Genomic DNA, 18,771 nt, shown 5'->3' with positions numbered 1-18,771 from the left:
AGTTGCTCACTTGGTTCTGGTGGCCCGAAAGGCGGAGTCGTCAGCGAGATGCAGATAGATGCGGCCGTTCAGCTCCCCATCTTCAATGACCGCCCAGCCCCGACCGCAGACCGAATCATTTTCTTCCTGTCCGGACCAGGAAAAATCGAAACGTGGATCATTACCACATGGCTCCACCCGTCCGTCGATGTCCCCGGAGACCAGGCCAAACTGAAACTTGCCGGTTCCATCCGAGCCGATGAAGAAGTATCCAGGAACCTCCATGTCGACATAATCCTGACCCCAGACCTCCATCTCGACGATGCGCCATGTTCCGGCAAACGGTTTCATCTGCTTCATAGGATCCCCTTTAAAAACCTCTCTTTTGTCGCTCCAAGTAAAGCCTTAGCCGGATTGTCACAAGCAGTTTGTCGCAAGTTATCCACCGCCGTGCTGGGTCTTCAGCTGACACCCCTTGTCGGTCAGGCGGTATTTCTGTTTGCTGCTGCGCGGCTTGTCGGGGATGGTCATTTCAACCCACCCGGCCTCCAAAGCGGGGAGCAAATAAGCCTTGCGAAAATGTTCATCGTCTCTCAGCCCAAACGCCTCTTTGAGCTGTTTCCGGGTCATCTCGCCGGCAAGAACTGAGATCAATCGAACTTCCGGGGTGACTTCCTGGGCGACTTCCGGGGTCGAGATGCTAACAATGTCCAGGATCATCCGCCCCACGATGTCATTGCCCCCCCTTTTTGTGTTCAAGTTGCTTTTCGATCCGCGCAAGCTCCTCGATATCTTCGGCATCGGCCTGCCTGGCCTCGACCAGTCGGCGATTTTCGTCGAAGGCGTCGAATCGCTCGCGGGCGATGCGCGCCATGGCCTCGCGGGAGACGACGATTTCGGCAGCGGTCTGTCCGGTGACGGCGAAGAGCAGCTTATTCTGGGTTTCGGCAAAGAAGAGCTGGGCGGCACGGTCATCGGCCCGATAATCGGAACTGAGGGCGAAGAGGTCGCGCACCTTCTGGTAGAAGCGTTTCTCGGAGGCGCGGATCTCGCGGATGCGGGCCAGCAGCTCGTCGAAGTAGTCCCAGCCGCCGGGGTTCTTGAGCCGCTCGTCGTCCATGACGAAGCCCTTGACCAGATACTCGGCCAGATGGGCGGTGGCCCACTGGCGAAACTGGGTGCCGCGCGGCGAGCGCACCCGGTAGCCCACCGCCAGAATCATGTGCAGGTTGTAATGCTTGGTCTGGTAACGCTTGCCGTCCTCGGCAGTTGTCAAGTATTCCTTGACAACTGAATCCTCAGCCAGCTCCCCTTCCTTGAGGATGTTCTTGATGTGCAGGCTGACGTTCTGCTTGGTGGTATCGAACAGCTCCCCTGACTGAGCCAGACAGAGCCGTCCAGGGTTTGCAGATGGACTTCCGCCTGCCCATCTTCGGTACGGTAAACGATCAGTTCTCCTCTATCCGGCGTGCTCATGCCATGACCCCCCGAAGCTGGTCGCTGATGGACCAGATAAAGTTGGCCAGTTGGCTGTGGGGTCCACCGTTCATTGCTTCTTGTCCTTATTATCAGCTCCGACAGTTCCTGTCGCGTGCGCCTTCATCCACTGATCGATCTCCTCCCGGTCAAAACGCCACTGGTTGCCAATCTTGGAGGCGGGAACCTCACCACGCTGGGCCATGCCGTAGAGCTTGGTCCGGCTCATTTTGATGTAGCCCGCCAGTTCATCAATGGTCAGCCATTTGTCGATTTTATCCATGACCTCACCGCTCGGAAGATATCTATAGTTAAAAATTGATAAAAAAAGATAACTCTGACCACCCATAAAGACAAGAAGAAAACAGGAAATCTGGCCAGGTGCAGGATTTTTCCGACACACCCCGTCAGAGGGCAAGATCTGCGCCGCGCCTTCGATACTGACCTCTACCAGGTCATGTTGGTGGCCAACAAGTTCCAGACCGGCTTCGACCAGCCGAAACTGGTGGCGATGTATGTCAACAAGAAGATATCCGGCGTTGACGCGGTGCAGACTCTGAGCCGCCTGAAGAGCATCAACACCGAACAGATCGTCCAGGAGCTGCTGCATTTCAATATCGACATCGGCTTCATCGAGGGGTTCTGTCATCAGCCGGCGATCGAGACCATCCCCTGGCGCCAGGACCACCTGGCCATCCACGCCGCCGCCGACCACCCCTTGACCCGCAAGGGAGAGATCACCGCAGAGGACCTGGCGGAGGCGCAGTGGATCCTGCGGGAGCAGGGGTCCGGCACCCGTGAAGTGTTCGAGACGGCATTGGCGGGCAAATTGGGGAACATCCGCGTTTACCTGGAGTTGGGCAACACCGAGGCGATCAAGGAGGCGGTGGAGGCGGGGCTCGGCATCAGCTGCCTGTCCCTGCTGGCAACCCGCAGGGCCCGCCGGAGCGGCGCCCTGGTGGCGCTGCAGACCCCGTTCCTTGACCTGCGGCGCAATTTTTACCTGCTGCTGCACGGCGAAAAATACCGCACCAGGCTGCTGCGGCGGTTCATGGCCTTCTGCGCCCCGGCGGACAACAGCTCAACCTCGTTTTCTCCTTGACAGCGGCCCTCCTTCCACCGTATTGATTTGACACAATTTTGTCTGTCCACCGGTGCCCGAGAGGGCCTGACGCTGACTTAAGTCGGCGTCACGAGGGAAGTGGGGTGCAAATCCCCCGCGGACCCGCCGCTGTAAGCGAGGACGAAGGGCCGATAGACCACTGATCCCCGAGGATCGGGAAGGCGGCCCGGAGGATGATTCGTGAGCCAGAAGACCTGCCGGCCGGACCCCCCACAGGAACCTCCCCGGGATGGGAGGGTGGATAAAGCGGCCCTTCAAAAACGAGAAGCCCGTGCCCTCTGCAACGAGTGCGCGGGCTTCTGCTGTTTTTGCCCTTTTTTTACTCTCTTCACAACCCGGGGACCAGCCCTGCGCCGGTGCGTCGGTCATCGGCCGGGAATCAAGCAGGAGGAACCATTTGATGAAGAGAAGTTGTCTTGCCCTGGCGCTCGGACTAAGCATGCTGAGCTCTACCCCGGTCCCGGTTCGCGCCGCGACCCTCGACCCGGTGGTGGTCACCGCAACCCGCAGCGCCCGGCCGAAATCACAGCTGACGGCCTCGGTGACGGTGATCACCGCTGATCAGATTGCCGCCACCGGAGCCACCCGCCTCGATGAAGTGCTGCGCAACACCGTCGGCCTGCAGACCACCAGCAGCGGACCGGCCGGCGCCATCGCCACCCCGAGCATCCGCGGTTCGGAAGGCGCCCAGGTGCTGGTGCTGCTCGATGGCATCCGCCTCAATTCACCGCAGAATGGCCAGTTCAACCTCAGCAACCTGCCGGTGGCACTGAGCGAGATCGAGCGGATCGAAGTCCTGCGCGGACCGGCCTCGGCCCTCTACGGCACCAACGCCCTGGCCGGAGTCATCCAGATCTTCACCCGCACGCCCGAAACGGAACCGCAGACCACGCTGAACTGGAGCGAAGGCCGTTTCGAAACCCGCGACCTGAGCTTTTCCACCACCCGCAGAAAAGACGGCATGCGCTACCGCCTCGGCGCCGGGCTGGATCGCTCGCAGGGCTACCGGACCAACTCCGACCTCGACCAGACCAACCTGGAGGGGATGCTCGGCTTCGATCTCGGCGGCGGTTACGACCTCAGCCTGTCCGGCTTCTATCTCGACAAGGATACCGGCGTACCGGGTTCGACCGCCTGGCCCAGCCCGCAGGCCCGGCAGCAGGACAAAAACACCCTCGCCGCCCTGACCCTGACCGGCCCGGCCGGTCCCCTGGCGATCACCCTCCGGCAAAGCTATGAACGGCGCCGCAACAACTACCGGGACCCGGGCGGCTGGACCCCGGTCGACGACACCCATATCGTTGAAACCTTCGGCACCGAGTTGTCGGCCAGCTGGCAAAGAGATGCGCACAACATCTTGTTCGGCGGCGACTTCTACGATGACAAGCTTGACTCCACCGCCAGCGGCAACCACGATGAGAACCGCTGGTCGCTGTTCGGCCAGGACCAGATCGAAATGACCTCCCGTCTCAGCCTGCTGCTGGGACTGCGCTACGATGCCCACTCCGAGTTCAACAATGAGTTGAGCCCGCGGGCCGCGGCACTCTTCTCGCTGACCGAAAGCACCCGCCTGCGGGCCTCGGTCAGCCGTGCCTTCCGCGCCCCGACCCTCAATGACCGTTACTGGCCGGCAACCAGTTTCGCCAGGGGGAATCCCGACCTCGATCCGGAAACCGCCTGGGAATATGAACTGGCCCTCGATCAGCAACTGGGCGACCTCGGCGACCTCTCCCTGGCGGCCTTCCGGCGTGACGCCAAGGATCTCATCGACTGGCGCGCTGACAGCAGTTTCGTCTGGAGCCCGGTCAACGTGGACGAAGCCCGCATCTGGGGCGCCGAAATGGAGATTGACCTGCAGCTCTGCGAACTGCTGAAAAGCGGCGGCAACTACACCTACCTCTATCCCAAGGACCGCGCCACCGACCGTTTCCTCGACAACAAGGCCCGCCACCAGGTCCATCTCTTCATGGAAGTCGGCCCGGTCAAGGAAGCCCGGCTGCGCCTCGACGGCCGCTATCTGAAGTACTATGCCGACGCCACCCGCGACGGTACCGGCTACGTAGTGCTGGATGCCAGCTTCTCTCGGCCCTTCGTCCTTGACAACGGCGTTACCTTCGACGCCCGGATTACGCTGAAGAACCTGCTGGACAAGGATTACGAGGAGAACAGCGGCTATCCGATGCCGCCGAGGGAGGTGTTCGCCGGCATCACCACCTATTTTTGAGTGAGGGCGGCCGATACGCGCACATCTGCTGCGTTGCTCACGCGCCTCGTCATTCCGACGTAGCTGCCGCTACGCCTCATTCCTCGACGCGTGAGACGCCTTGCATCTGTACACGTCTCGGCCGCCTTCAACGTCTGTGCTGGAGGAACTTTGTCTGAGGTGTGCTGTCCCTTCCCGTGGAAGCCACTGAACGGAGGGGACGACCGGCGGAAACAAGAGGCATGAATGTCTGAGGCGTCAGCCGAGTTTTCATGCCTCCCGCCGGGCGGCGCCGAAGTGAAGGAACCCGCAGGGTGGCTTCGTCGGGCGCCATTTTCTGCCTACTCTTTTGTGGCGAGCAAAAGAGTAGGGCGGCGGGCGGGGCCGCGCCCCCGCGGTTTTGGGTTTTGGGGGTGGTACTGTAGGAGCGTCCGGCAGACGCCCCTACAGGTTTTGTGACATCCTTACGGCACCGTTTTACAGGTCCCCCGTTTCCGCATACAATGATCCCCCCGGATGGACCGGGGAAAAAACCGAGGTCTTCGTGAAGCGCATCCTCTCCCTCAGCCTGCTGCTCTGTTTTCTCCTTTCGCCGCTCACGGCCGGGGCGGCGGTCTGGACCGATGCCATGGGGCGCCGGGTCGAGATCCCGGAACAGCCGCAGCGCATCGTCTCGCTGGTGCCGGCGGTAACCGAAATCCTCTTCACCCTCGGACTGGAGGAGCGCGTCATCGGCGTCACCCGCTTCTGCAACTGGCCACCGGCCGCGCTGGCCAAACCGAAGGTCGGCGGCTATTCCAATCCCAACCTCGAAGCGGTGCTGTTGCGGCAGCCCGACCTGGTCTTCATCTCCGCCGACTCCGCCAACCCCGCCCTGCTGGCACGAATGGAAGGGCTCGGCTTGACCGTCTATGTCGTCTACCCGCGCGGCATCAAACAGACCATCACCATGATCCGCAATATCGGCCGGGTCACCGGCGCGACATCCCGCGGCGAGCAACTGGCCGAAAAACTGGCGACCACCGTCACCCGGGTCGAAAAAGCGGTGGCCGGCCTGCCCCGGCCCCGGGTACTGTTCTGCGTCATGACCCGGCCGTTGACCGTGGCCGGTCCCGGGACCCTGGTCGGCGACCTGATCGAGGCGGCCGGCGGTGAAAATGTCGTGACCGCCGGTATCAGCCGTTATCCGACCTGGGGCAGCGAGGCGCTGCTGCTGGCCGACCCGGACCTGATCGTCGTCTCACCCCATCCCGGCACCCCCAACCCGGCTGACCTGTTCTCCGCCTGGCCGGAGTTGACGGCGGTGAAAACCGGCCGCGTTGTCAGCGTCAACCCCGACTGGGTCCATCGCCCCGGACCACGCCTCGGGCTCGGGCTGACGGCCCTGGCGGCAGCCTTTCATCATCTCGACCCCGCCTCGCTGCGGGTGGAGGAACGGCCATGAAGTCCCGCTCTGCCCTCGGCTGGCTGCCGATCCTGACAGCCGCCCTGGCGGTCGCCCTGCTGCTGTCGCTGCTGGCCGGTTCGCTCACCCTCTCACCGGCGGAACTGCTGGCGGTGCTGCTGGGACGGTCGGAATCACCGACCCATGCCGCCATCGTCCTGAAAATCCGCCTGCCGCGGGCGCTGCTGGCGGCGCTGGTCGGCGCCGCCCTCGGCGCATCGGGGAGCGCGTTCCAGGCGGTGCTGCGTAATCCCCTGGCCGATCCTTATATCCTCGGCGTCTCCGGCGGCGCCGCCCTCGGCGCGGTGGCGGCGCTGACTCTAGGCTTCAGCTCGCCGCTGCTGCTGCCCGCGGCGGCCTTTGCCGGAGCCTGCGGCGCGCTGCTGCTGGTCTACTGGATCGCCCGCGCCCATCGCGGCTCACCCCACACCCTGATCCTCTCCGGGGTGATGGTCGGCAGTCTGGCGTCGGCACTGCTGTTGTTCCTGCTCTGGATGGCGCCCGCCGACCCGGTGCGGACCGCGGTCTTCTGGCTGGCCGGCAACCTCGCCCTGGCCGATGTCGGCTGGCTGCCCTGGGCCGCCCTCTGGACGGGACTCGCCTTCTGCGGTCTCTGGGCCCAGTCCGGCGCCCTCGACCTGCTGACCCAGGGGGAGGAAACCGCCGCTGATCTCGGCCTCGAAGTCGGCCGGGCCCGGCTGCTGCTGTTTGCCGCCGCCGGGGCGCTGACCGCCGCCGCGGTCGCCCTGGCCGGGCTGGTCGGTTTCGTCGGCCTGACCGTTCCGCACGTGGCCCGGCTGCTCTGGGGGGCATCCCACCGCCACCTGCTGCCCGCTTCGGCCCTGCTCGGCGCCGCCTTCCTGGTGCTGGCGGATGCCCTGGCACGGACTCTGCTGGCGCCGGCGGAGATTCCGGTCGGGGTGGTCACCGCCCTGCTCGGCGCGCCCTTCTTCCTCTACCTGCTGCGCCGGCAGCAAGGGAGGAACGAATGATCCGGCTTGAACAACTGCATTTTTCCTACGGCCGCCGGCCGATCCTGAAAGGTCTCGATCTGCGGATCGAAGAGGGTGAAATTCTCGCTGTTCTCGGGCCCAACGGCTGCGGCAAATCGACCCTGCTGCGGCTGCTTCGCGGCGTCCTGAAACCGGCGTCCGGAAGGGTTCTCTGGCGGGGGCGGGAGGCCTGTCGACTGGGCCGCAGGGCGATGGCAAAACTGGCGGCGGTGGTCCCCCAGTCACCACAGATTCCCTTTCCCTACCCGGTCGGGGAACTGGTGGCGATGGGACGCTTCGCCCACCGCTCCGGGCTCTCCGTCGCCACTTCCGCCGACCGCCGGGCGGTGGAAAAAGCCCTGGCGCTGACCGATACCCTGCAGCTGGCCGAACGGCCGGTCACCGACCTGAGCGGCGGCGAGCTGCAGCGGGTGCTGCTGGCGCGCGCCCTGGCCCAGCAGTCACCGGTGCTGCTGCTCGACGAGGCGACCAGCCATCTCGATCTTGATCACCGGCTGGAGATCGCCGAACTGCTGGTGCGCCTCAACCGGGAACAGGGCACCACGATCATCCAGGTCTCCCACGATCTCGACCTGGCGGCCGAAACCTCCCGGCGCATCCTGCTGCTGGCCGACGACGGCGCCCCGGCGGCACTCGGCACCCCGGCCGAGGTCTTTACCCCCGCCAACCTGCGTCGGGTGTTCCGGGTCGAGGTACGGGTGGAACGCAACCCCTACAGCGGCGCGCCGCGTGCCTACCCGGTCGCGCGCCGCGAAAGAAGCGGCCTGAACTTTCCTCGAATACATCTGCTCTGCGGCGGCGGCAGCGGCGGCGAGTTGTTGCGCCGGCTGCACCTGACCGGATGCGAACTCAGTGTCGGCCCCCTCAATCGGGGGGATTCCGACCAGGTACTGGCAACGGTTCTGGACCTGGAGACAGTCCTGGAAGAATCCTTCTGCCCGGTCGGTGAAACCGCCCTCAAGGCGGCCCGTGAAGTCTGCGATCGGGCCGAGATGCTGGTGATCGCGCCGACCGTCTGGGGACCGGGCAACCTGCCGCTGCTGGAACTCGCTCGCCATACCATGGAACGAAAGCGGCCCGTGCTGCTGGTCGATCCCCGCGCCGAACGGGATTTCACGGGAGGACACGCCTGGGAACAGATACAGACGCTGAGAAAAGCAGGCGCTGAAGCAGTTGACGATACCGAAGCCGTTCTCACCAGGCTCCGGCTCCCAGGCCTGACAAACCAGGGGACCGGCAACCGGCAGCAAACTCCTGATTCAGGTTGAGATTTGCCCCTCGTCATGCTAGGAATCTTATCGGGGGAATCGCAACCGCGATTCCCCGATCATGAACTCTCGGATTCAGGTTCCAACAACCATGCTGACAACCTTCTTCATTCTCATCGCCGCCTACCTGGTCGGCGCCATTCCGACCGGGGTGATCCTCACCCGCCTCACCGGCGGCGAAGACATCCGCAAAACCGGCAGCGGCAACATCGGCGCCACCAATGTCTACCGCACCGCCGGCCGCAAACTCGGCATCATCACCCTGCTCGGTGACGCCCTGAAAGGGCTGCTGCCGGTGCTGACGGTCAGCCTTTCCTTCCCGGCCGACACCACCCTCATCGCCCTGACCGCGGCGGCCTCCTTCCTCGGCCACTGCTACCCGATTTATCTCGGTTTCAAGGGCGGCAAGGGGGTCGCCACCGCCCTCGGCATTTTCCTGGTGCTCTCCCCCCTGTCGGTGCTGCTTGCCGTCTTCATCTTCGCCGGGCTGGTCTGGAAAACCCGCTACGTCTCCCTCGGATCGATCAGCGCCGCGGCCGCCATGCCGATCTGCATTCTGCTGCTCGGAAATGATACCGCCATCTTCACCGGCGCCCTGTTCATCAGCGCCATCATCATCTGGCGGCACCGCGAAAACATCGATCGGTTGATCAAGGGGCAGGAGAACAGGTTCAAGGCGTAAGGGCCGTGAGATGTGAGATGTGAGATGTGAGATGTGAGATGGAGTGGAGCAAAACTGCCAGCTGCTGTCAAATTGACACTCGTCCCCCTATTGACTAGAATTCCAGCATTTTGAAGCCACCCATTGACAAATCCACCCTTCGTGGCCGCAGGCGCCGGTTGGCAGTGGTCCTGCCGGCCGTCCTGCTGCTTTTTCTCATCCTTTTCGGCCTGCAATTTCACCATTTCCGCACCACCCCCGTCAGCCCGCCGCAGACTGTCGACCTGCATATTGCCGCCGGCAGCAGCTTCAGCCAGATCTGCCAACAGTTGGCCGACAACGGAGTCATCGACCATCCAATCCTGTTCCGTCTGCTCGGCCGACTGACCGGGGTCACTGCCAAACTGCGCGCCGGTGACTACCGGTTTTCGACACCGGCAACTCCCGGTGAGATTCTGCAGCGACTGGTCGCCGGGGATGTCCGGCACTTCCGTTTTACCATCCCTGAGGGTTTGACGCTGGTGGAGATCGCCGCCCGCTACCAGCAGGCCGGCTTCGGCCGCGCCGACGACCTGCTGCGTGCCGCCGCCGACCCGAAGCTGCTGAAACAGCTTGATCCCGGCGTTTCCAGCCTTGAGGGCTATCTCTTTCCCGAAACCTACACCCTGGAGACGACCACCACACCACGGCAGCTGCTGCAGGCGATGATCGACGAGTTCAAGCGTCGGCTCGGTCCCGACCTGCTGGCCGCCGCTGCCCGCCGGGGCCTTGATCGCCGCAAGCTGGTGATCCTGGCCTCAATTGTGCAAAAAGAAGCCGGCAACAATGCGGAGATGCCACTGATCGCGGCGGTCTTTCACAACCGCCTGCGGCGTCGCATCCCGCTGCAGGCCGACCCGACGGTGATCTACGGCATCAGCAACTTTGACGGTAACCTGACCCGCAGAGACCTCGAAACGCCGACCGCCTACAACACCTACACCCGGGCCGGGCTGCCCGCCGGACCGATCGCCAATCCGGGGATGGCGGCCCTCGAAGCCGCCGCGAATCCGGCAGCTGTCGATTATCTCTACTTCGTCGCCCGGGGAGACGGCACACACGAGTTTTCGCGCACCCTGGCGGAACACAACCGGGCGGTACGAAAATATCAGTTGGGGCGCTAGGCGGCGCTAAGCGCCAGGCGCCAAGTGCTGGGTGCTGGGCAGTCCTGGCAACTGATAACTGCCAACTTGATTTTCTGCATTTTTCCATTCCGGCAGGAGGGGAATGGCGGGAGGAGCAGCGCATGAAAAAACGCATTCTCATCGCCGAAGACAACCCGCAACTGGCGGCGTCACTGCAGACTCTGCTGGAACGCCGCGGCCTGGACTGTGAAATCGCTGCCGACGGAGTAAGCGCCCTGACCCGCATCGTCAGGCAGCCGCCCGACCTGCTGCTGCTCGATCTGCGACTGCCGCGACTGCACGGCATCGAGCTGCTGAAAAAGCTCCGCCAGAGCGCCAAGACCCGCTCGCTGCCGGTGATTATCGCGACAGGCATCTACAAGGGTGACAAGTATCTTCAGGCGGCCCGCAAACTGGGCGTCCGCCATTACCTTGAAAAACCCTTCAAGGGGGCCGAACTGCTGGCTGCGGTCAAAGCCGAACTGCAACCGGCCGAGGTCACGGAACAACCCTTCGCCGACATCCTGGCCGGCGCCTTCCTCGACCGCTTCAGCGGCCGGCTGCAACTGCGGTCGCCGCAACAGCACTGCAACCTCGACCTGATCGACGGCCGCCCGGTCGCCCTTTCCCCGGGCATGACCCAGCCCGACTTCGGTACCTGGCTGCAGAGCCGGGGACTGCTCTCCGCCGAAGAATACGCCTGGTACCGACACGCTGACAAAGGCCGTCACACCGCCCTGGTTGAAATGGGCTGCCTCACCTATCCCGACCTGCTGCAGGAAAAACTCGCCTGGCTGAGTACCGAACTGGTGGCCTGCTTCACCCTCCCACCCCTCGGAGTCAACCGACGCCCGTACCGGCTTCCGCCGCGGTTGCAGGTGGTCGCGGTCAACGTCCCGCGCGTCCTCTACGAAGGTTTTCATCATCACCCGCCGACCGGCGACGGGCTGCTGACACGGCACGGTGGCGAGTACGTCGCCCTGGCTGACAACTACTACCGATACATCAATTTCCTGTGCCTGGAAGAGGAAGAAAAAAAACTTCTGCCGCGCCTTGACGGCCAACAGACGCTGCAGGCGGCCCTCGCGGGACTCGACATCGGCCGGGCTCTGCTGCACACCCTCGACAAGCTGGAAATGATCCGCTTTGCCGTGCGGCCGATCCCCGCCGCCGAGCCGGGAGAACGACCGGTCAGAACCCTGTTCAACGATCTCGAGATCGAAGCTGACGCCGTCGAAGAAAAACTGGAAAACTTCGGTGATGTCCTTGCCGGCGAAGATGAATCCGCCGAATTCGTCATGCCGGCGGAGAACGCCGCGTCGACTGAGAGCAGCGACAACTCACTGGCCGCGGAAGTCCGCCGCGCCCATGCCGAACTGCAGGGCAAAAACTATTATGAAGTCTTCGGGCTGCGCAGCGGCGAGTTCTCCTTCGACCTGCTCAAACAGCGCTACTTCAAACTGACCCGCAAATTCGGTCCGGAGACGCTGATGCAGCTCGGCGGCGAGGAAGCGGCACTGGTCGAAGAGATCCTGTCAACCGTCAGCAACGCCTACAACACCCTCTCCGACGTGGTTAAAAAGGAGAATTACGACCAGCTGCTCGGCTCGGACAAGGTCGGCCTGGGGGAAGCGGGAGATGAACGGTTCCAGGCCCGGATCCAGTTCCAGTCGGGACTGACATTCCTTGCCATGGAGGAATGGGAGGAGGCCGAAAAAGCCCTGCAGGATGCCTGCAACATCGACACCAACAACGGCATCTATCTCGCCAACCTCGCCTGGGTAATCTACAAAAATCCCAATAACGCCCAGAGCCGGGCGATGCGTGACAAGGCGCGGCAGCTGCTGGCCCGCGCCCTGACCCTGGAGCGCAGCAGCGAAGGCTTCGCCTACAAGGGCTGGATACACCTCGACGCCGGCCAGGATTCCCTCGCCGAGGCCGAGTTCGGCAAGGCGCTGAAGCTCGATCCGCGGCAGAGACTCGCCCGTCGCGGCCTGAAACAGCTGCGGGAAAAACGTGAACAGGAAAAGAAGGGATTGTTCAAGCGGATGTTCGGCTAGAAGACGTTCCAGACTCCCGTCCCTGCCTGGCAGGGTGTTGAAAAAGACACTTTCCCCGGGCTGAGCAAAAATGTCCAGATGCAAGGCGTCCGTACCCCCGCGGAATAAGGCGTACCGGAAGGTACGTCGTTGACGCGGGGAAGGACAACGCCGCAGATGGGCGTTTTTCTTCAGCCTGCTAGCGGATCACCGCCAGGGCCCGCGCCAGGGTCCGGACCATCACCTGGCCGGCAACATCCAGACCCGGACCGAAACTGACCACTCCATCCTCATGGCCGCCCATGACGATCAGACCGCCATCGCGGACCGCCGGATCGGCATAGAGACGCTGCATCTCGGCCGCCATCTGCGGGGTGCCGTAGGCAATGCGATGATCGGTGACCGGCAGACCGAGAGTCACGGCCGCCTGCCAGATTTCCGGGGAATGGGCGTGCAGCACCGCCCGCAGCTGATTGTCGGCGGCGTAGAGGGCGCCGTGGGTCAAGGATTCCGAGGAGGGCCTGATCGGCCCGCGGGCGCTGATGTGGTTGGTCTCTGGACAGCACTCGTCCACCAGGACGAAATGCTCCGGGGTCAGCTGTTCGAGCATGCCGGTCTGGCTGCCGCTGATGATGAACCGGCGCCGGCGGGCCTCACCGGCAAAGGCGCCGACCCGGCAACTGACATTGCCGAAACCCAGCCCCTGGTAGCGGTCGGGATCCTGCCCAAGCAGACCGAGCCGACAAAGAATCTGCCGCCAGGCATTGAGGCCGGTCACCAGCTCCCGTGCCGGGGCCGGTCCCTGCCGGTAATCGAGCTCAAACTTGATGACTCCTTCACGAGGATCACTCATCAGGACTCTCCTGTCTGCGGCAAACCGATGGTGAAGTAGAAACAGGCGCCTTCCCCCGGCGTCGCTTCAGCCCAGACATCACCGCCATGGCGACGAATGATGCGCTGCACGATCGCCAGCCCGATCCCTTTACCTTCAATCCCCGACTCCTCGTGCAGGCGGCTGAAAGGCGCGAACATGTCGTCGGCAGCGGACGGATCAAACCCCCGGCCGTTGTCCCTGACATAGAAAACCGTTCCTTTTTCGGTATCGGTCCTGCCGACCTCGATACGCAACTCACGATCGGCAACGGCATACTTGAGGGCATTCTGTATCAGGTTTTCCATCACCAGCCGCATCAGGTCAGGATCAGCGGCGACCGTCAGCCCCCCCGGACAGGGGCAATCCAGCATGAACCCGCCATGAATCAGTTGCAGTTCCTCCCTGACCTTCCCCGCCAGCAGGGCGAGATCGACCGCATCGTAACGCAAGGGCCGACAGCCGAACTGCGACAGGTTGAGCAGGGCATCGATGGTCCTGTCGATCCGCTCGGCTCCCTCGACCACGTGCCGCAGAGGCACCTGATCTTCATCCCGGTTCCGCCGCGCCTTTTCCAGCAGCACCTGGCTGAGGCCGAGAACCGCCGAGAGGGGGTTGCGCAGGTCGTGGGAGACCATGTAGTTGAAAGCCTTCAACTCACGGTTGACCTCTTCAAGCAGCCGTGTCCGCTCCCCGACCTTGCGTTCCAGGGAGACATTCAGGTCGCCGATTTCCTGGCGGCTGGACTGCAGTTGTTCAGCCATCAGGTTGAGCGATCGGGCCAGGTCGGTAAATTCGTCCCGTCCGACGACCTCGACCCGATGGTCCAGGTCCCCGGACTGGAAGGCCGCGATACCGACCCGCAGCCGATCGAGAGAACGCAGCAGGTCACGAACCCAGCGAAGCGACTGCACGATAATGAGCAGCAACAGAACGGCAAAGGCGGCCGCCCCCACCTGGTTGGTGATGGTTGATGTCTGATGGATACTCTCGACCCCGCTCTTGAGGGATGCCATTACCGTCGGTCGCAGGCTTCCCTGAATCAGTCCCTCGATCCGGTGAACCACGCTCTTGAGCGCCTCGTCCGCCTTCTCGACCGGTATCGGCAGCAGGGCCTCGCCGACCAGTTCCCGCAGCAGTGAGTAACCCTCTTCGACAGCCTTCACCTTGTCCAGATCGAGGGACCGCACGCGATCATCAACATTCAACCGCAGCCGCTCCAGCGACTGCCCCTGCCAGCGGCTGAGAGCATCTTCCGTCAAGGCAAAGAGTTCCTGAAAACGGACCAGGTCTTCTTTCTGGCCGTTGACGCGGTAGGCCTGCAGGACCGCAAACTGGCGGTTGAGCAGGGCATAGACGTGGTTGCCGTCAATGACGAAGGCGAGATCGGCATTGATGTCACGAATGCGCTGCCGGGCCCCGGCCTGCATCCAAGGGAAAAAACCGAGGGTTTCTTCAAGATCGGCATACGCCTCATGGACTTCACCGACCCCGTCTTCAGCGGCCTCCTCAAGGCCGGGAAAAAGTTGATCCCCGAGCAGCACGCGGGCCGTTTCGGTCAGACGGCGGACATGGGAATCAGCCTTCAGCAAATCACGGCTGCGCTGCCGCCAGAGATTGTAAAGCTCGAACAGGCTCCTGACCCGGGCGAGGTCATCATCCTCGCCGACGACACCGAGAGAGCGCTGGCGTTCAATCACGGCCAGGGTCCGTTCGAAAGCGGCGATAACTCTTTGCTGCCGCTGTTCGAGGGTCTTGCCGGGCAGCGTCCCTCCTCCCGCCAGCCGCGACCAGAGGAACCGCTGCTCACTGGAAAGAGCGAGGTCGATATCGGCCACCGCAATCAGGTAATCGGCGGCCGAAGTAAAAAAACGCAGTTTCTGCTGCACACGGTAGGTCCCCAGGAACAGGTAGCAGGCACCGATCCAGAGGATCAGGCAGAGCAGGGAGGTCTGGAGAATGATCTTACTTTTCAGCGTCATGAACAACGAATCGCGGAGGAGTGGGGTTTGACGGGAAGTGTAGCAGAGAAAAGAGAACGCCGCTGAAAAATATCGACATCACTCCGCCTGCAGCCGCGGGTCGATCACCGCCCGCAGGTGACCTTCCCGATCGCGGCCGACCGCCTGGGTAACGCCGATGGTGCCACGCGTCTGCAGCCGGTGACCAGCTTTTTCCAGCACTCTGCGCACCGGCAGAGACAGCCGCCGCTCAACCCGCAGCCGGTCGGGACGCCACTGGTGATGAATGCGAGGCGCCGCAACCGCAGCGGGAAGGGTCATCCCGAGATCAAAACGGTTGATCAACACCTGGACAACCTGGCTGATGATGGTCGGTCCGCCGGCGGCACCAAGGGTCAGAATCGGTTTTTTCCCCTGCAGAACCAGGGTTGGGCTCATACTCGACAGCGGTCGTTTGCCGGACGCGACACTGTTGGCCTCGGCACCGACCAGGCCGAAACTGTTGGGCACCCCCGGTGCTACGGCAAAGTCATCCATCTCATTGTTGAGGACGATGCCGCTGCCCGGAACCACAACCTTGGCGCCGAAGCTGGTATTGAGGGTCGCGGTGATGGCGACCCAGTTGCCGGCCCGGTCGGCAGCGGCGATGTGGGTGGTGTGGTGTTCGAACAGGTCGCTCGCCGCCCGTGGTGGCGTACCGGCCACCGGCACCGGGGTCGCCATCTCGGTATCGATTCCGGCAGCCAGTTCCGCGGCATAGCCTTTGTCCAGCAGCCCCCGCGGAACCGGAACGAAATCAGCGTCCCCGAGCCAGAAGGCGCGGTCGGCGAAGGCCCGTTTTTCGGCCTCGGCAACGAGATGCAGGCGGGGACCTGCCGGCAACCGGGCGAGGGGGAAATGCTGCAGGATATTGAGAATTTCGGCAACGAGAACTCCTCCCGAGGAAGGCGGCGGAAAACCGACGATGGTCAGTCCGCGGTAACCGCTGCGGATCGGCTGGCGGTGAACGGGGCGATAATCTGCCAGGTCGGCGAAACGCAGCACTCCGCCGTGAGCGCGCATCCAGCGATCAAGAGAGCGCGCATAGGCGCCGCGGTAGAACCAGGCAATTCCCTCGCGGGCGATGCTGCGATAACTGGCGGCGAGATCGGGCTGGCGCAGACGATGCCCGGCCGGCCAGGGACGCCCCCGGCGATCGAGGAAGATCGCCGCGCTGCCGGGGTCACGTTTCAATCGTCCGGCGACCCGCCGCAGGCGGTCCGCGTAGCGCCCATCGATCAGAAAACCCTGCTCCGCCAGGTCGGCGGCAGGCCTGATCAGGTCGGACAGTTTTTTTGTTCCGGCCTTGTCAAGCAACAGCCGGTAAGCGGCCAGGGTTCCCGGCGTGCCGACCGCCAACGGCCCGTTGCGCGAAAGGTCGGGGTCGGCCTCGCCAGTGTGCAGGAACATCTCGCGATCGGCCAGCCGCGGCGCCGTTTCACGTCCGTCGATAGCCAGCAGTTCGCCCCCGGAGGCCCGCACCAGGATCAGGCAGCCGCCGCCGATCCCGGAATTATAGCCATCCACCACGCCCAACGTCAGCGCTGCGGCAACGGCGGCGTCCACCGCGTTTCCGCCGCCGCTCAACACCCGCATTCCGGCGGCCACCGCCAACGGATGAACAGCGGCCACGACTCCAAACGGCTCCTCGGCGGCAACCGGAAACACCGGGGCTGACGGCGCAACCGGGGAAATTTTTTCGAGCGGCTCAAGGGAGATGTCCGGCGTCACCACGGGTGGTCGCTCGTCCGGCGGCACCTGCCCTGGAGGGATCACTTGCGCGGCAGACGGTTCGTCCTGAACGGGGGAGGACGATTCAGACGTCGGCTGCAGAGGCTGCGGAGCGTGACAGGCCGCGATCGATAAACCCAGGGCCAGCAGCAGACAGCAGAGACGACACATATCAACCTCGCGACGCGTCCGGCAACGCGGTTGCGTCGGGAATCCAGGCAAGCCGCCGGACGGCATACAGGCCGGCCAGGATCGCTTCGGCGGCATCATGCCGCAGCGAGGTCGGACGCTTCAAACCCGACCAGGCGATTACCTGCCGAGCCAGTTCGTCGGCATGACGTTTGGCGTCGACGCCGCTGCGCTGCTGACGCGGCAGCAGCAGGTCCCGGCGCCATTGCTCGGCACTGAACTGCAGAATCTCCAGCCGCTGACGTTCGGCTTCCCGGCGCCAGATCTCGGCCAGGGGGCCGCCCCCCTCCATGACCAGATGAGAGAGGTTCGGGATCCCGGCAACAATACCGGGGATAGCCCGCCGCAATCGTCCCGGCCGACCGAAGTTACTGGAACGGTACCAGAGCAACCGTCCTTCACGGCCATAACAGGCCAACCCGGTGCGCAGACCGAGATCAACGGCCAGCAGGGCCATCCGGCTCAATCCGCCAGTTCGACCCGGGCAAAGCCGCCGCCGGGCGTCTGCAGATTAGTCACCTGCCCCCGGTAGAGCCGGGCGGCGATGCCGATCGCCCGGTCCCGGTAGGCGAAGACCCGGTAATCGGTCTTGAACCGCTCATCTCCTCCGCCGGTCATCGACGGCGGCACCTCGGCCTGCACCAGGGTTTCCGCCGGCGGCAGGATGGCAAAACGCTTGCGGGTGATGGATCGGCCGCTGAGCACCCCCTTGCCGCCATAACGCCCGACCGGCTTGAAAATCATTTTCTTACGGTCACGCCAGGCGCTCTCGGGATCGAGATCCGCCAGCAGGCGGCTCATCGGCAGGCAGTGCTGAATCAATTCACGCTCTTCCGGGCGCAGGCCATACCCGGCCAGGCGCTCCGGATCGGACCAGAGTACCATGCGCCGCTTGTCGGCCAGCAGTCCGTAGGCACGCGGATGGGGCGACAGGCAGATTCTCCCGGCCAGATAGGCCCGGCGCAGTCCGGCCATGGCATCGCTCTCAAGATAAAAATCGCAGTGCCGGTTGTAGATGAAATCGACCCGCTCTCCGGCCAGGAACACCCCCTCCGCGGAAGCCTCCAGTTCCTCCGGATCAGCAATGTCACACCTGAGTCCGGCCTGGATGAAAAGGCTGCGGCAACAGACCATCTCGGGATAGAGATGCTGCTCTTCGGGCTTCTCATCCAGAATCACCAGCCGTCGGGGCCGTGGCGACTGCCCACCGCTGAAGGCCCGCCAGTCCCGCCAGAAGGTTTCCAGCAGTCGGCGCGGGAACGGCCCCGGCGGCGGGCATTTGCCGATCTGTTCCGGATGGGCGGCGAAATAGGCATACATGGCACCGCCGGCATTGGTGTTGACTTCGATCAGTCGCGGGCCATCATCGCTCAGGTGAAAATCGTAACCCATCATCACCGCGTCGTGCCCGGGATCGAAGCGAGCCGATGCCGGCAGTTCGGCCTCGACCTCGCGGCGATATGCCGGGCAGGCCTGCAACCGATAAAGGGCACGCATACATCCCAGCATCTGTCGAAGTTGCTGCCGGGAGATGAAGGCGGGATGGGAACTGATGGCGGTGGAAGAAAACGTCATGGGGCTTCCGGGGCTGGAGAGAAGAATGTCAGACGT

16 protein-coding genes, 1 pseudogene and 1 riboswitch are annotated in these 18,771 nt (G+C 63.6%); of the genes and pseudogenes, 8 read left to right on the top strand and 9 right to left on the bottom strand.

The features are described 5' to 3' along the window. Positions 1-6: 6 nt before the first annotated feature. The 4 genes and pseudogenes from C2E25_RS08560 to C2E25_RS08545 form a co-directional block, all read right to left on the bottom strand. Positions 7-339, bottom strand: coding sequence for a hypothetical protein (locus tag C2E25_RS08560; protein WP_103115343.1), 333 nt, complete (start codon positions 337-339; stop codon positions 7-9). A gap of 78 nt (positions 340-417) precedes the next feature. Continuing rightward, the gene (locus tag C2E25_RS08555) at positions 418-699 is read right to left on the bottom strand and encodes a Fic family protein (RefSeq protein WP_332882151.1); all 282 of its coding nucleotides are present in this window, start codon (positions 697-699) and stop codon (positions 418-420) included. Between the two features lie 160 nt (positions 700-859). After that, a pseudogene (gene rhuM, locus C2E25_RS08550) lies at positions 860-1,455 on the bottom strand (RhuM family protein); the annotation flags it as partial. A 70-nt stretch (positions 1,456-1,525) separates the two neighbouring features. Next, positions 1,526-1,738, bottom strand: a complete 213-nt coding sequence (locus C2E25_RS08545) for a helix-turn-helix domain-containing protein (RefSeq protein ID WP_103115342.1) — start codon at positions 1,736-1,738, stop codon at positions 1,526-1,528. 174 nt (positions 1,739-1,912) lie between these two features. Between C2E25_RS08545 and C2E25_RS08540 the strand changes: the two genes are divergently transcribed. The 8 genes from C2E25_RS08540 to C2E25_RS08505 all read left to right on the top strand — a co-directional run bounded on the left by C2E25_RS08540 (position 1,913) and on the right by C2E25_RS08505 (position 12,390). Then, positions 1,913-2,557, top strand: a complete 645-nt coding sequence (locus C2E25_RS08540; RefSeq protein ID WP_103115341.1) for a LysR substrate-binding domain-containing protein — start codon at positions 1,913-1,915, stop codon at positions 2,555-2,557. Positions 2,558-2,590: 33 nt separating this feature from the next. Beyond that, positions 2,591-2,795: riboswitch (cobalamin riboswitch) on the top strand. A gap of 183 nt (positions 2,796-2,978) precedes the next feature. After that, a complete protein-coding gene (locus tag C2E25_RS08535) occupies positions 2,979-4,802 on the top strand; it encodes a TonB-dependent receptor plug domain-containing protein (RefSeq protein WP_158247197.1) in 1,824 nt (607 codons plus the stop codon). A gap of 523 nt (positions 4,803-5,325) precedes the next feature. Further along, entirely contained in the window at positions 5,326-6,225 is a 900-nt protein-coding gene (locus tag C2E25_RS08530; protein ID WP_103115339.1) for an ABC transporter substrate-binding protein, read from the top strand. Further along, positions 6,222-7,217, top strand: a complete 996-nt coding sequence (locus C2E25_RS08525) for a FecCD family ABC transporter permease (protein ID WP_103115338.1) — start codon at positions 6,222-6,224, stop codon at positions 7,215-7,217. Before C2E25_RS08530 ends, C2E25_RS08525 begins: the two co-directional genes overlap by 4 nt. Then, positions 7,214-8,506 carry an ABC transporter ATP-binding protein gene (locus C2E25_RS08520; RefSeq protein ID WP_103115337.1) on the top strand — a complete coding sequence of 431 codons (1,293 nt, stop codon included), beginning with the start codon at positions 7,214-7,216 and terminating at the stop codon, positions 8,504-8,506. Before C2E25_RS08525 ends, C2E25_RS08520 begins: the two co-directional genes overlap by 4 nt. 91 nt (positions 8,507-8,597) lie before the next feature. Continuing rightward, complete coding sequence (plsY, locus tag C2E25_RS08515; protein WP_103115336.1) at positions 8,598-9,188, top strand: glycerol-3-phosphate 1-O-acyltransferase PlsY; 591 nt, start codon at positions 8,598-8,600, stop codon at positions 9,186-9,188. A gap of 164 nt (positions 9,189-9,352) precedes the next feature. Next, positions 9,353-10,330 carry an endolytic transglycosylase MltG gene (gene mltG / locus C2E25_RS08510; protein WP_233189382.1) on the top strand — a complete coding sequence of 326 codons (978 nt, stop codon included), beginning with the start codon at positions 9,353-9,355 and terminating at the stop codon, positions 10,328-10,330. A 122-nt stretch (positions 10,331-10,452) separates the two neighbouring features. Beyond that, positions 10,453-12,390, top strand: a complete 1,938-nt coding sequence (locus C2E25_RS08505; protein WP_103115334.1) for a response regulator — start codon at positions 10,453-10,455, stop codon at positions 12,388-12,390. A 178-nt stretch (positions 12,391-12,568) separates the two neighbouring features. On the opposite strand, the gene C2E25_RS08500 is transcribed toward C2E25_RS08505, so the two are convergent. The 5 genes from C2E25_RS08500 to C2E25_RS08480 form a co-directional block, all read right to left on the bottom strand. Continuing rightward, a complete protein-coding gene (locus C2E25_RS08500; protein WP_103115333.1) occupies positions 12,569-13,222 on the bottom strand; it encodes a class II aldolase/adducin family protein in 654 nt (217 codons plus the stop codon). After that, positions 13,222-15,222: a sensor histidine kinase gene (locus C2E25_RS08495; protein ID WP_103115332.1), complete on the bottom strand. Its 2,001-nt coding sequence runs from the start codon at positions 15,220-15,222 to the stop codon at positions 13,222-13,224. The genes C2E25_RS08500 and C2E25_RS08495 overlap by 1 nt, the downstream gene beginning before the upstream one ends. Positions 15,223-15,300: 78 nt before the next feature. Next, positions 15,301-17,142 (bottom strand): gamma-glutamyltransferase, encoded by a 1,842-nt coding sequence (ggt, locus tag C2E25_RS08490; RefSeq protein WP_158247195.1) that lies wholly within the window; start codon positions 17,140-17,142, stop codon positions 15,301-15,303. A gap of 1 nt (position 17,143) precedes the next feature. After that, on the bottom strand, positions 17,144-17,617 hold the full coding sequence (locus C2E25_RS08485; RefSeq protein ID WP_103115330.1) for a hypothetical protein: 474 nt from the start codon (positions 17,615-17,617) through the stop codon (positions 17,144-17,146). A 5-nt stretch (positions 17,618-17,622) separates the two neighbouring features. Further along, positions 17,623-18,735 carry a hypothetical protein gene (locus tag C2E25_RS08480; protein ID WP_103115329.1) on the bottom strand — a complete coding sequence of 371 codons (1,113 nt, stop codon included), beginning with the start codon at positions 18,733-18,735 and terminating at the stop codon, positions 17,623-17,625. Positions 18,736-18,771: the final 36 nt, after the last annotated feature.

Origin of the sequence: Geothermobacter hydrogeniphilus, assembly GCF_002898515.1 — a bacterium.
Taxonomy (GTDB): domain Bacteria; phylum Desulfobacterota; class Desulfuromonadia; order Desulfuromonadales; family Geothermobacteraceae; genus Geothermobacter_A.
This window is presented reverse-complemented; position numbering and strand designations above follow the sequence as displayed.

Bases quoted from the DNA above. Each gene is read 5' to 3' on its own strand.
- C2E25_RS08555 (WP_332882151.1), bottom strand. From the start codon at position 699: ATGATCCTGGACATTGTTAGCATCTCGACCCCGGAAGTCGCCCAGGAA.
- C2E25_RS08535 (WP_158247197.1), top strand. From the start codon at position 2,979: ATGAAGAGAAGTTGTCTTGCCCTGGCGCTCGGACTAAGCATGCTGAGC.
- C2E25_RS08560 (WP_103115343.1), bottom strand. From the start codon at position 339: ATGAAGCAGATGAAACCGTTTGCCGGAACATGGCGCATCGTCGAGATG.
- ggt (WP_158247195.1), bottom strand. From the start codon at position 17,142: ATGTGTCGTCTCTGCTGTCTGCTGCTGGCCCTGGGTTTATCGATCGCG.
- C2E25_RS08520 (WP_103115337.1), top strand. From the start codon at position 7,214: ATGATCCGGCTTGAACAACTGCATTTTTCCTACGGCCGCCGGCCGATC.
- C2E25_RS08505 (WP_103115334.1), top strand. From the start codon at position 10,453: ATGAAAAAACGCATTCTCATCGCCGAAGACAACCCGCAACTGGCGGCG.
- C2E25_RS08500 (WP_103115333.1), bottom strand. From the start codon at position 13,222: ATGAGTGATCCTCGTGAAGGAGTCATCAAGTTTGAGCTCGATTACCGG.
- C2E25_RS08480 (WP_103115329.1), bottom strand. From the start codon at position 18,735: ATGACGTTTTCTTCCACCGCCATCAGTTCCCATCCCGCCTTCATCTCC.
- C2E25_RS08495 (WP_103115332.1), bottom strand. From the start codon at position 15,222: ATGACGCTGAAAAGTAAGATCATTCTCCAGACCTCCCTGCTCTGCCTG.
- plsY (WP_103115336.1), top strand. From the start codon at position 8,598: ATGCTGACAACCTTCTTCATTCTCATCGCCGCCTACCTGGTCGGCGCC.
- C2E25_RS08540 (WP_103115341.1), top strand. From the start codon at position 1,913: ATGTTGGTGGCCAACAAGTTCCAGACCGGCTTCGACCAGCCGAAACTG.
- C2E25_RS08525 (WP_103115338.1), top strand. From the start codon at position 6,222: ATGAAGTCCCGCTCTGCCCTCGGCTGGCTGCCGATCCTGACAGCCGCC.
- C2E25_RS08485 (WP_103115330.1), bottom strand. From the start codon at position 17,617: ATGGCCCTGCTGGCCGTTGATCTCGGTCTGCGCACCGGGTTGGCCTGT.
- C2E25_RS08545 (WP_103115342.1), bottom strand. From the start codon at position 1,738: ATGGATAAAATCGACAAATGGCTGACCATTGATGAACTGGCGGGCTAC.